Origin of the sequence: Providencia sp. wls1922 (assembly GCF_009706505.1) — a bacterium.
Classification (GTDB): Bacteria; Pseudomonadota; Gammaproteobacteria; order Enterobacterales; family Enterobacteriaceae; genus Providencia; species Providencia lanzhouensis.
On record NZ_WLUG01000051.1, the window covers coordinates 15,686 to 28,517 of the forward strand.

Annotated in this window: 13 protein-coding genes; 4 read left to right on the top strand and 9 right to left on the bottom strand. The window is 43.2% G+C overall.

What is annotated here, in order from left to right:
* Positions 1–145 precede the first annotated feature (145 nt).
* Positions 146–331 (top strand): type II toxin-antitoxin system HicA family toxin, encoded by a 186-nt coding sequence (locus tag GKR71_RS04020; protein ID WP_071992125.1) that lies wholly within the window; start codon positions 146–148, stop codon positions 329–331.
* A gap of 53 nt (positions 332–384) precedes the next feature.
* Entirely contained in the window at positions 385–801 is a 417-nt protein-coding gene (locus GKR71_RS04025) for a type II toxin-antitoxin system HicB family antitoxin (protein WP_036949521.1), read from the top strand.
* A gap of 50 nt (positions 802–851) precedes the next feature.
* Here the strand turns inward: GKR71_RS04025 and GKR71_RS04030 are convergent, their stop codons facing one another.
* From GKR71_RS04030 to GKR71_RS04040, 3 genes are all read right to left on the bottom strand, one after another.
* Positions 852–1,748 (bottom strand): Dyp-type peroxidase, encoded by an 897-nt coding sequence (locus GKR71_RS04030; protein ID WP_036949519.1) that lies wholly within the window; start codon positions 1,746–1,748, stop codon positions 852–854.
* A 236-nt stretch (positions 1,749–1,984) separates the two neighbouring features.
* Positions 1,985–2,569, bottom strand: a complete 585-nt coding sequence (locus tag GKR71_RS04035) for an RpoE-regulated lipoprotein (RefSeq protein WP_108478546.1) — start codon at positions 2,567–2,569, stop codon at positions 1,985–1,987.
* Between the two features lie 102 nt (positions 2,570–2,671).
* Positions 2,672–3,103 (bottom strand): GNAT family acetyltransferase, encoded by a 432-nt coding sequence (locus tag GKR71_RS04040; RefSeq protein WP_036949558.1) that lies wholly within the window; start codon positions 3,101–3,103, stop codon positions 2,672–2,674.
* Between the two features lie 136 nt (positions 3,104–3,239).
* Here GKR71_RS04040 and hemF point away from each other — a divergent pair, with 136 nt between their 5' ends.
* Entirely contained in the window at positions 3,240–4,163 is a 924-nt protein-coding gene (gene hemF, locus GKR71_RS04045; RefSeq protein ID WP_036949516.1) for an oxygen-dependent coproporphyrinogen oxidase, read from the top strand.
* 149 nt (positions 4,164–4,312) lie between these two features.
* Positions 4,313–5,443: a M4 family metallopeptidase gene (locus tag GKR71_RS04050; protein ID WP_154609821.1), complete on the top strand. Its 1,131-nt coding sequence runs from the start codon at positions 4,313–4,315 to the stop codon at positions 5,441–5,443.
* A 171-nt stretch (positions 5,444–5,614) separates the two neighbouring features.
* On the opposite strand, the gene rluF is transcribed toward GKR71_RS04050, so the two are convergent.
* From rluF to ispG, 6 genes are all read right to left on the bottom strand, one after another.
* Positions 5,615–6,493: a 23S rRNA pseudouridine(2604) synthase RluF gene (gene rluF / locus GKR71_RS04055; protein WP_154633964.1), complete on the bottom strand. Its 879-nt coding sequence runs from the start codon at positions 6,491–6,493 to the stop codon at positions 5,615–5,617.
* Positions 6,494–6,620: 127 nt separating this feature from the next.
* A complete protein-coding gene (gene der, locus GKR71_RS04060; protein ID WP_036949510.1) occupies positions 6,621–8,099 on the bottom strand; it encodes a ribosome biogenesis GTPase Der in 1,479 nt (492 codons plus the stop codon).
* Positions 8,100–8,227: 128 nt separating this feature from the next.
* Positions 8,228–9,400 (bottom strand): outer membrane protein assembly factor BamB, encoded by a 1,173-nt coding sequence (gene bamB, locus GKR71_RS04065; protein ID WP_036949508.1) that lies wholly within the window; start codon positions 9,398–9,400, stop codon positions 8,228–8,230.
* Between the two features lie 21 nt (positions 9,401–9,421).
* Positions 9,422–10,045: a YfgM family protein gene (locus GKR71_RS04070; RefSeq protein ID WP_036949506.1), complete on the bottom strand. Its 624-nt coding sequence runs from the start codon at positions 10,043–10,045 to the stop codon at positions 9,422–9,424.
* A gap of 10 nt (positions 10,046–10,055) precedes the next feature.
* Positions 10,056–11,333, bottom strand: coding sequence for a histidine--tRNA ligase (hisS, locus tag GKR71_RS04075; protein WP_036949504.1), 1,278 nt, complete (start codon positions 11,331–11,333; stop codon positions 10,056–10,058).
* A 213-nt stretch (positions 11,334–11,546) separates the two neighbouring features.
* Complete coding sequence (ispG, locus tag GKR71_RS04080; RefSeq protein ID WP_036949502.1) at positions 11,547–12,668, bottom strand: flavodoxin-dependent (E)-4-hydroxy-3-methylbut-2-enyl-diphosphate synthase; 1,122 nt, start codon at positions 12,666–12,668, stop codon at positions 11,547–11,549.
* Between the last annotated feature and the right edge of the window lie 164 nt (positions 12,669–12,832).

Genomic DNA, 12,832 nt, shown 5'->3' on the forward strand with positions numbered 1-12,832 from the left:
AAAATTCAGAGGAAATTTAAGATGTTAATGTAATGAGGAAGGTTCATTTAAGCCTAGAATAAAACGTTAAGAATAAACATGCATACTTGCCAAACCTAATTGCGGTGTGTATCGTGTGTATGTCAGTTGACGAAATGGAGGGATCTTGAAAAGTTCGGAGCTGATAAATTTGTTAGAAAATAATGGATGGAAATTAGAGCGAGTTAAAGGAAGTCATCACCAATTTTCTCATCCAGACTTTTCAATTGTTATCACAGTCCCGCATCCTCGAAAGGATTTAAAGATAGGCACACTTAATCAAATCCTTAAGGCGGCTAAACTGAAACATTAATTAAAGACGCGCTCTTTAACACGCTCCGAGCGCTATCTTTATGGAGACAAAACATGCTATACCCAGCCTTTATTGAAATTGATCATGATGGTAGTGCGAGTGGTTGGTTTCCAGATATTGAAGGTTGTACTTTTGCTGGCGACAATATTGAAAATGCTTACACTGATGCAAAATCAGCACTCGATGCCCACTTTGAATTATTAAGTGAAAAGGGGTTTGAAATTCCTGAGCCAAAATCTCAGCAAGAGCATCTAAATCGTACAAAAGATGAATATCAAAATGGTCTTTGGTTATTCGTTGATATCGACATGGATAAATATGATGGACGTGCAGAAAGGATTAATATTACGCTACCTCATCGCTTACTGCATCGTATTGATACGCTAGTTAAAGCCAATCCCGAGTATGGAAGCCGTAGTGGATTCATTGCTGCCGCAGCACGTAAAGAACTCCAAAAAACCGATCAGTAAACGCTTTCAAGCTGCCGCTATCCGCGACAGCTTGAATTATCGCGATAAGATTATAGGGATAATAATCTTTCAATTGATGGCGCGTAGTAATAGCTACCAGAAACGGCTTTCGTCATACGCAGCAGATCATCATATTTACCATCAGTTTCACCAAACATGCTCAGCAATTGTTGTTCAATATTATGGATGGTTGCGCAGTAGGCAATAAAGAATAAACCATGTTTACCGCTTGCTGTGCCGTATGGCAGGCTATGGCGCATCACAGAAAGCTCTTCGCCCTCTTCTTCAATCACTACGCGAGAAACGTGAGATGTTTTATTACGTGCATCTTCGTCTAATTCAACGCTATCGTGTTTAGTTCGACCAATCATTTTCTCTTGTTCATGTTCAGAGAAACGAGACCATTTTTTCAGGTCATGCTCATAGCGTTGTACCATGACATAGCTACCACCAATGTCATCGCCTTGATTAATCAACGTCACTTCAGCAATTTCTTCGCCTTGAGGGTTTTCTGTACCATCAATGAAACCGCTTAAATCTCTATCTTCAACCCAACGGAAACCATGAATTTCTTCAACCACTTCAATGGATGAACCAAATGCTTTTAGCGCGGCTTGCGCCAGAGAAAAGTTAATATCATGACGTAATGATTGAATATGAATAAACATATCGCGCTGAGTCGCAGGCGCTAGTCCTTTGCCGAGCGTGCGAAATGGCTTTAATTCTGGTGAAACAGCTGAGTGTCCGAGCTGCTTCCAAACATCTGAACCAAATGCAATCACTGCACCAAGACGATCATCAGGGAATTTTGCTTGTAGTTTGGTTAATTCATCAACAAAAATCTTGCACCCTGATTTCACCTCTTCGAGCGACCCGGTCACCATGGCTTCAATAAAAATACCAAAACGACTATGTTCCTTCAAAATACCACTTTGGGAATGAGACATGCATAAACCCCTTAGAATGAATAAATTACACAAACCTATACTTTAAATTAGTTTATCGCATTAATAATGATTTTCACCTTGTTTTAACGCAAGAGTTGGCCAGTCTAGGAAATATTAGAAGGGTCTGACGAGAGAAAAGAATAAATAGCAATATTATCAGTAGATTATAACCGTAAGTTATTGCCTATTAAATCGAATAACTTACGGCCTTTTGTCCAAAATTTTAGCTAAGTAACTTATTTATGCCAAATAATTTGCGACACTTTCCATGTTTTCAACACTTCATCGGCCGGCATTAAATTCTCAGGACCTTGCCATTTTCCGCTGAATTTATAAACCACTTTGCTACTTTGCGGTGCAACACACAGTACTGTCGGTACATTATCAACCGCTTCCCCTAAGGAACATGATCCGTAGGCCTTCTGGTAAATGTCGCTAAACTCAGTACCAATTTGGGTATCCCATTCAGTGAGCATATCAGGATCATTCACGACAATACGAGATACGGTGCCTTTTTCAGGACCAAAGACTTCGACTTCAACGTCTAAATCTTTCATAGCTTGAAACACCGAAACCATTTCTCCATTTTCAAGCTGCATGCCACCACGTATGGCATAGCGGTCATCAAGTTGATTATTAATCACATCACGTTCCATTGGCGTCAGACTTGTGATTGCCCCCACGCCCGCTTCTGAAATCATTAGAGGGCTATGAAACCATGTGGATGGTGAAAATAGGCTTTTACCAGCACAACCCGATAGCATCACCGCGCCACCAAGTAGAGAAACTTTAAATAGGGTTACGAATACGTTTTGGGACATATCATCCTCTTTAGCGGGTCATATAATGCATACTGAGACCGTCCATTTCATAAAAGATTCACGCTGTTTAGCCAAACCTTCAAGAAAATAATCACCAGCAGTTTAGAAATCCACTTCGTGAGTCAATCTTTTTGAATAGATCAAACGCTCAGCTTGCTCTTCTTCATACAACATTTTTTCAAACATGCAGATTGCCGAATCAGACTCTTCGTTGACCAACAATTCGATTCTGCCACAACCACGGGCAATCAATTTTTTCTCTAAACGACTCACTAACGCATTAGCAATACCGCGCCCGCGAAATTCAGGATGTACAGCTAAATACACAGCGGTACCACGAATTCCATCGTAGCCCCCCATAATGGTTCCGACCACTTCACCCGATACCTCGGCGACAAGGAAAAGATCGGCACCGCACTGTAGTTTACGCTCAATATCTAATTCAGGATCACCTGAAATTTCATTCAATTGACAGCGTTCCCACAGCGTAAGCACCTCTTCATAATCATTTTGGCGAAATATGCGTATTTCCATCATCTTGTCCGTTTGAGCTAAACTGTCTGCCATTATCACTGCTTTTGATACACAATCAATAATCAATATGCCTTTTTTACCTCAACGGGGTATACTTTACCCAATTTATTTCTCCCGACGGTTCTATTAAAAAACAATGAATTACCCAGATATTGAACGCATAAAAGCCTATTTGCAAAGCTTGCAAGATACCATCTGCCAAAAAATCACAGAATTAGATGGCAAAGAAACCTTCCTTGAACAAACTTGGGAACGTGCTGAAGGCGGTGGTGGACGCAGCCGAGTTTTAACCCACGGCGCACTTTTTGAACAAGCTGGCGTGAATTTCTCACATATCAAAGGTGAAAAAATGCCTGCTTCAGCGACAGCACATCGCCCGGAGTTAGCAGGACGTAGCTACCAAGCCATGGGCGTTTCATTAGTTATCCACCCTCTCAACCCTTATGTACCGACCACACATGCCAATGTGCGCTTTTTCATTGCTGAAAAAGAAGGTGCCGACCCCGTGTGGTGGTTTGGTGGTGGTTTCGATTTGACCCCCTATTATGGATTTGAAGAGGATGCTGTCCATTGGCATACCGTCGCTAATGAACTTTGTACGCCTTACGGAACGGAGGTTTACCCTAAATACAAGCAGTGGTGTGATGACTATTTCTTCTTAAAACATCGCAATGAGCCTCGTGGCATCGGCGGATTATTTTACGATGACCTTAACCAATGGGACTTTGAGTCTTGTTTTGCATTCACGCAAGATGTCGGCAATGGCTTTTTACAAGCTTATGTACCCATTGTCGAAAAACGTCGAGAAATCCCATGGGGTGAGCGTGAACGCCAATTCCAACTTTATCGTCGCGGACGCTATGTAGAATTTAACCTTGTTTGGGATAGAGGCACACTCTTTGGCTTGCAAAGTGGCGGGCGCACAGAGTCCATTTTGATGTCTATGCCGCCATTAGTACGTTGGGAATATGACTACCATCCAGAAGCCGGTAGCCCAGAAGCTAAGCTGTATACCGACTTTTTGATCACTGGTAAAGATTGGCTCACACACAATAAATAGTACAAACTTCTGTAATTAATCAGATTTCTATCTGCTAGTTTTGATAATAAAAATTAGCAGATATTGATTTAATTACTTAATTATCATGTAGTTACAATAAAATCACAACCGTTTATGATTCCATTTCGTCAAACAAAATGGAGTTATAAATGAATCAGATACTTGGTCGTTCACTATTATCACCTAGCTTAATCTCTCACTTCTATCAAGAAAGCCAATGCAATGATTTAAAATCAACCTTATTTCATATCAATGACATCATGAGCCGCACTTACACAGAAGAAGATGCGAACTATCAACGTCAATTACTGGCTAGCACTTGTAGCATCGCCGGCGGCACCTACAACCGAGTGATCCGTGATGCCCAACAACGTGTAGAAAATTACACTCACAACCACTCTAGCCTACCGATTTGTCGCCGCGAAGAAATGCCAGTTGATGAGCATATGGCGCATAACGATTTCGCCGTTATTATGCGAGAAGAAGATAAAGTGGCACCGACTGAACCAGCACATCGCGTGTTCGCTGCTATTGGATTGATCCGCTCATTCCTTAAGGAGAAACTCAATATTGATCAGATGTTTGGTTGTGATGCTGATATCAATGCGGTTATCCATTATGACAAAAACTATTCCAATGCATTTTGGAATTCTCAAGCTATTTTCTTTGGGGATGGTGATGGAACTATTTTTGGCCCGTTCTACAACGATATTGACATAATCGCTCACGAACTCGCTCATGGATACATTGGCTCACAAGCTGATTTTGACTATGTCGATCAATCTGGTGCATTAAATGAATCTGTTGCTGACGTATTAGGCATCATGGTGAAGCAATATGTTCAAAAGCAAACTGCGACACAGTCCAACTGGTTACTGGGCGAAAACTTATTTATTGATAAGAGAAAGGGACCTGCATTACGTTCAATGAAAAATCCGGGTACAGCATACTATTTCACTAAATCAAATAATGACCCGCAAGTGGGACATATGGATCAATATCGCGATTTACCTCGCTATGTCGATAATGGCGGTGTGCATATTAACTCAGGCATTCCAAACAAAGCCTTCTATTTACTGGCAACAAAAATAGGTGGTTATTCTTGGGAAATAGCAGGGAAAATCTGGGTTGCAGCGGTGTCAGATCCGAGCGTCTCGAATACGGCGACGTTTATTGAATTTGCTCAGGCAACAATTCGCTCAGCAAAAAATCTGTTTGGTGATCAAATTGAATTGGCAACTCGCCAATGCTGGCTAGATGTTGGGTTACGTGTTCAATAAAAATGAAGTGTAATAAGTAATTATTACGCCCTTGTCGGCCCACAAAGAGGCTGACTTTTATCTAAGACTTTGATCGAAAATCATAATAAAAAGGCCAAGTACACATGAGTTTTAGGTCACTCATCCTCAGCCTTTTCTCACTTCAATATCTTTTGCTTCATTCTTGCCCAATTAACGTTTTTTCTTTTTACGTCCTGGCTGGGTAAATTTCTTTTTCGGTGGTTCTGCATTAGCTTTCGGCTTTTGGCTACCCGCACCTTGCTTTCCTACTGCTTTCCCGCTACTGCTACGCGCTTGAGATTTTGCCGCTTTTTTAGGTTTAACATCGGACTCTGATTTTTCAATCAAATTAAACAACTCGATAAGCTCATCATCGGTTAAGTCGCGCCACTCCCCCGCAGGAATGCCCGTGAGCCTCACATTCATAATCCGCACGCGTTCTAACTTCGTAACTTCGTAGCCAAAATGTTCGGTCATACGACGAATTTGGCGGTTTAACCCCTGAACCAGCGTAATACGGAAAACAAACGGAGCCTCTTTTTTGACTTTACATTTCTTCGTCATGGTACCGAGAATTGGTACCCCCGCGCCCATGCCACGAATAAATTCATCGGTCACAGGCTTGTTCACGGTGACAATGTACTCTTTCTCGTGATCATTACCTGCACGTAAGATTTTATTCACTAAGTCGCCATGGTTCGTCAGGAAGATCAATCCTTGGGAATCTTTATCTAAACGACCAATAGGGAAAATACGGGTACTGTGATTCACATAGTCCACAATATTATCTTTTTCGCCACTTTCGGTGGTACTGACAATCCCAACAGGCTTATTCAACGCGATCAAGACTAAATCTTCTTCATTGCGCGGTTCAATTAACTGACCATTGACCTTGACCACGTCTCCCGCGGAAACTTGGTCGCCAATGCCTGCGCGTTTACCGTTAATGAACACATTGCCTTGCTCGATATAACGATCAGCCTCACGTCTAGAGCAGATACCGCTCTCGCTAATGTATTTATTCAGGCGTGTGGTTGAATTGATTTCCATGGTTTTCCTCAGTCATTAAAACAACTTAAATTTTAGGGCTGTGGCGAGCTAATAAATAATAGTAAAAAGCCGTAACAACCTAATTGGGTTACGGCTTTAGTCTGTTTATCGCGCTAACAGTTGGCGATTAGCGTTTTTTCAAGTGCTGCATCAGACGCTTACGTTTACGTAACTGGGTTGGTGTCAGTTTATTTTTCTTATCTGCATATGGGTTTTCACCCTCTTTAAACAGAATACGAATTGGCGTTCCCATTACATTTAATGAACGACGGAAATAGTTCATTAAATAACGTTTATAGCTATCTGGTAAATCAGAAACTTGGTTACCGTGGATCACAACGATTGGTGGGTTATGACCACCAGCATGCGCGTATTTCATCTTCACGCGGCGACCACGGATCAATGGTGGCTGATGTTCATCTTCCGCCATTTTCATAATACGTGTTAACAGTGCAGTACCAACCCGGCGAGTCGCTGATTCATACGCTTCTTGCACAGATTCAAACAAGTTACCCACGCCGCTACCATGTAGCGCAGAGATAAAGTGAATACGGGCAAAATCTACAAAGCCAAGACGAAGTTCCAGCATATCTTTGACATGCTCGCGATCTTCAGGCTTCATGCCATCCCATTTATTCACTGCAATCACTAATGAACGGCCTGCGTTCAAAATGAATCCTAGTAACGATAAATCTTGGTCAGAGATACCTTCACGAGCATCGATAACCAGCAAGACCACGTTAGCATCTTCAATCGCTTGCAGCGTTTTGATCACTGAGAATTTCTCTACAGTTTCAGTCACTTTACCGCGCTTACGTACCCCAGCGGTATCGATGAGAATATATTCACGCTCATCACGCTCCATTGGGATATAAATACTGTCACGGGTGGTACCCGGCATATCAAAGACGACCACACGGTCTTCACCGAGAATACGGTTAGTTAGGGTCGATTTGCCCACATTTGGGCGCCCTACGATAGCCAGCTTTATTGGCAATGTACTCGGGTCAAAATCATCTTCTTCGTCTTCGGAGAATTCACCTTCTGCTTCCAGCTCAGCCCAATACGCAGCATTCGCTTCTTCGTCAGTAAGTTCGATTTCTTCGTCTTCAACCTCAATAAAAGGTTTTAAAGAGTGTTCAATTAACTGAGTGACACCACGACCATGAGAGGCAGCAATAGGGTAAATTTCCCCAAGACCCAGTGAATAGAAATCACCAACAACGATATTGGCATCAATACCATCAGTTTTGTTGGCAACTAAATACGTTTTTTTCTTGCGGCTGCGTAAGTGCTTAGCGATGCCTTCATCCGCTGGCATTAAGCCTGCTCTTGCATCTACCATGAAAAGAACAACGTCAGCTTCTTCAATCGCTTGAAGCGACTGAGCCGCCATATGGGTTTCTACGCCCTCTTCAGTACCATCGATACCACCAGTGTCGATAATAATAAATTCGTGCCCTTCAACTTCTGCACGACCATATTTACGATCACGGGTCAGACCGGGAAAGTCCGCTACAAGTGCGTCACGGGTACGGGTTAATCGGTTAAATAACGTGGATTTTCCTACGTTTGGACGCCCAACCAGCGCTACGACGGGTATCATTCTTCAGTGCCTCACAACTTTAATTAACTAATAGAATTCTGAGGCTAAACTCAGAAAACAAAAAACGAAACGGCCCCTGTATTCAGGAACCGTTTATTTTATCGATAAATTGTCTGCTTGTCAGAAAATTAACGTGTTAACAGGTAAACTGTTCCGTTTCTTGTCTGAACCATCAGTTTATCACTCGCAATGACTGGGCGGCTGTGGATCCCTGAACTGTTCAGTTTATTTTGAGCCACAAAGCCACCTGTGCTGGTATCTAACCAGTGCAGATAACCTTCTTTGTCACCCACAACAATATAGCCGTTATAGACTTCTGGCGCAGATAATCCACGGTTTAGTAACTGATCTTGAGTCCATAATGTCACGCCGTCGCTCTTACGAACAGCCAGCACGCGGTCAGTTTGGTCAACTAAATACAGGTTATCACCCGATAACACCATGTCATTGATGGAGCCTAAATCACGCTTCCATAACATTTGACCTGAACGCATGTCCAGTGCCGCCAATGTGCCGTTATAAGCAATCGCGTACACTTTGCCATCATCAATCACAGGCGTCATATCTACATCGTTCAGACGACCAATTTCTGTTGAACTGGTGACTAAAGAGATGCGTTGTTGCCAAATTAATTGACCTTGAGACAGCAGGACGGCACTCACTCGACCATTATCACCACCAACGATAGCCGCACCAAATGCAATCGCAGGCGCAGACTCACCGCGTAATGACAGTGATGGGGTATCCATATTCACTGTCCACTTAATCGCGCCTGTCGCTGTATCCAGCGCTTGTAATTGACCATTGCTCGTGTGGATGACCACCATGTCGCCACTCACGACAGGCTTGGACAAGGCTTCGCCTGCCACTTCCACATCCCACAACACTTCACCATTTTCTTTATTTAGCGCGATAACTGTACCACGCTCAGTACCGATGAAAATTTTGTCATCAGAAATGGTCAAGCCACCAGACAGTAACGCAGATAAATTGGCAGAAAGAAAACCAGTACGTTTTGATAAATCGACAGACCACAGTTCTTTACCGCTATCAAGTTCTAGCGCTTTAACTAAGCCTTTACGATCCGCAGCGTAAATTGCTGAACCATCCCAAACAGGAGAAAGTTCAGAATAGAACTGCTCAACACCATTACCGACGGATTTATCCCAAACAATAGAAGGTGTAAATTGATTCTCAACCTGTGGTAATGGCGCCATCACAATAGAATCAGTTTCGCTGGAACAACCGGCAAGTAAAGCTGAAGCAACCAGGCCTACCAAAAGAGTTTTGCGCAACTGCATAGTGTGTCGTTTCCTTTCTTCTTATGAATTAGATACGTTGTTCAATTTCAGAGTCAAAATACCTCTGAGTGATTGAGAACCTTCACTTTCTAACCCCTGAGTGTATGCCGCTTTAGCGCCGGATTTATCACCCTTATGGAGTAAAGCATCCCCACGGACATCCTGTGCCGTAGCTTGCCATGACTTACCTTGGATCTTAGCAACAGAGGCGATAGCTGCATCCGCATTACCGAGTGCAAGTTGGATACGCGCTAAACGCAGGTTAATCACATCTTGCAAATCAGCGGTTTTTGCTTTCGCTAATGCGTCAGTCAATGCTTTCTCAGCACCTGCTAAATCGCCTTTATCAGCAAAAACTTGCGCCAGTTCCAGCCCAGTCATTGAACTGTAAACGTCGTTAGTTTCTGCTGCAAATTTTTGTGCAGCTTGAATACCTTCCGCTGAACCTGAACGTAACTGAGTATTGACGGCCTCGTATTTTGCTGCACTTTCTTGCAACACATTCGACTTGTGTGATTGCCAATAGTTCCAACCAAATACACCACCGACACCAATAACCAGTCCAACCACTAAAGCAACGCCGTTGTTAGCGAAAAAACGTTTGATCGCCTCAACTTGATCTTGTTCGTTTGTATAGACTTCCACTTGTCTCTCCTTAACCTAACAGCGTGGCGATACGCGATGCCATTAGTTGCTGTGAAATAGTTTCTTGCTCACCAGTACGTAAATCTTTCAACGTCACTTGGCTATTATTGATTTCGTCTTCACCTAAGATCAGAGCAATTTTTGCCCCTTGCTTATCGGCACGCGCGAGCTGCTTCTTAAAGTTACCACCGCCGTGGTTAGTCATTAAACGCAGAGTTGGCAGTTCATCACGTACTTTTTCTGCAACTAACAATGCAGCTTGTTGGCTATTTTCACCAAAAGAAGCCAGATACACATCGGCAACGGAGGTATCTGCGATGAACTCTGGGTTCACTTCTTGAACCAGCAGAACCATACGTTCCATACCCATTGCAAAGCCAACTGCAGGTGTTGCACGACCGCCCAGTTGTTCTACTAGACCATCATAACGTCCACCCGCACAGACCGTACCTTGGGAACCTAGCGCAGTTGTCACCCACTCAAACACAGTGCGGTTATAGTAGTCTAAACCACGCACCAAGCGTTGGTTAACACGGTATTTAATACCCGCGTTATCTAATAATTTGCACAGTCCATCAAAATGCTCGCGAGATTCCGCATCCAGATAATCAAACAGCGCTGGCGCATCATTTAATAATGCTTGAACGTCTTGATTTTTAGAATCCAGCACACGCAGAGGATTGCTATACATACGACGTTTGCAATCTTCATCCAACTTATCTTTGTGCTGTTCCAGGAAAGCGACTAACGCATCACGGTAGTTTGCGCGAGCTTCTAATGAACCGATTGAGTTGAGTTCCAGCGTAACATGCTCGCTGATCCCAAGTGCACGCCACCAGCGGGCAGTCATTAAGATCACTTCCGCATCAATATCGGGGCCTGCCAGACCAAACACCTCAGCACCTAGCTGATGGAATTGGCGATAGCGGCCTTTCTGTGGACGCTCATAACGGAACATTGGCCCTAAATACCATAAGCGCTGTTCCTGATTGTACAGCAAACCATGCTCAATACCGGCACGGACACAACCTGCGGTATTTTCTGGGCGCAGTGTGAGGCTCTCTTCGTTACGGTCGTTGAAGGTATACATCTCTTTTTCAACAACGTCAGTCACTTCACCAATCGCCCGTTTAAATAACGGGGTCTGCTCTACAATCGGGGTACGAATTTCGCTAAAACCATAACCCTGTAAAATATTCTTCAATGTTGCTTCGATTTTTTGCCACACTCGAGTATCTGCTGGCAAGTAGTCATTCATGCCTCGGATGGCTTGGATATTTTTTCCCACTTTATTTCTCTATTTTCAGAATTACATAAGGTCGATTATAAGAGCGAAATGTCATCAGGTTCAATCAACAAACTGCAAAACCACCGTGGAATCGGGAATTATCTGTTGATTTTGGTCGCTATGGCGTAATTTTAAGAAAAAATGACCGTGATTAACACTGCTAATCACGGTGATAAATAAAAAACTGACTCATGATGAGCCAGTTTCTAAATATTATTTATCTATCTGATTAACATTTATTCGCATGCTCTCGTCTAGCATTGCCGCTTTGGCTCGAATTTTAGCTTCTAGCTGATCAATAATGTTGTCATTATCAAAGCGCTCTTTTTGACGAATACCATCTTCGTAGAATCCACTCTTGGTTTTCGCACCCGCGACACCCAATGTGGACACTTCAGCTTCACCAGGACCATTCACTACACAACCGATGATAGACACATCCATTGGCGTGATAATGTCTTCAAGTCGCTGCTCTAACGCGTTCACCGTGCCAATCACGTCAAACTCTTGGCGTGAACATGTTGGGCAAGCAATAAAGTTGATACCACGGGAACGAATACGCAGTGACTTCAGAATATCAAAGCCTACTTTCACTTCTTCAACAGGATCGGCAGCAAGCGAAATACGCAGTGTATCCCCGATACCTTCAGAGAGCAGCATACCTAAACCGATAGCTGACTTCACAGAACCTGAGCGCGCACCGCCCGCTTCAGTAATACCTAGATGAAGTGGTTGGTCAATTTTTTGAGCAAGCAGACGATATGAGCCCACAGCAAGGAATACATCAGAGGCTTTCACACTGACTTTAAATTGATCAAAGTTCAATCTATCCAAAATATCCACATGGCGCATGGCTGATTCAACCAACGCTTCTGGTGTCGGTTCACCGTATTTTTCTTGAATATCTTTTTCCAGCGAGCCGCCATTCACCCCAATTCGAATAGGAATATTGTAATGACGAGCGCAGTCAACCACTTGGCGAATTCGCTCTTCACTACCGATATTTCCAGGGTTGATACGCAAGCAATCAACACCATATTCTGCCACTTTTAAGGCAATACGGTAGTCAAAGTGAATATCAGCGACCAGAGGGACATCAACTTGCTGTTTGATTAATTTAAAGGCTTCTGCGGCATCCATCGTGGGTACTGATACGCGCACAATATCTACCCCAACACGTTCAAGGGCTTTAATTTGGCGAACAGTGGCTTCGACATCGGTTGTACGGGTATTGGTCATTGATTGAACAGCGATAGGTGCGCCGTCGCCAACAGGAACATTACCGACATAAATACGGGTGGATTTGCGTCTTTTGATTGGTGATTCGTTATGCATTTTTGTTTAATTCTCCGAACATCCATGTGCTCATTTTAATACCATGGCGCTCTTTAATATCATGGCATAGTGTATGGTCATTGCTTTAACGCGCCCCACTATACACAAGAAAGCAAACTATAAACTATCACAAAGAGTGTTTTAGGATATAGTTTGCTTCTTTA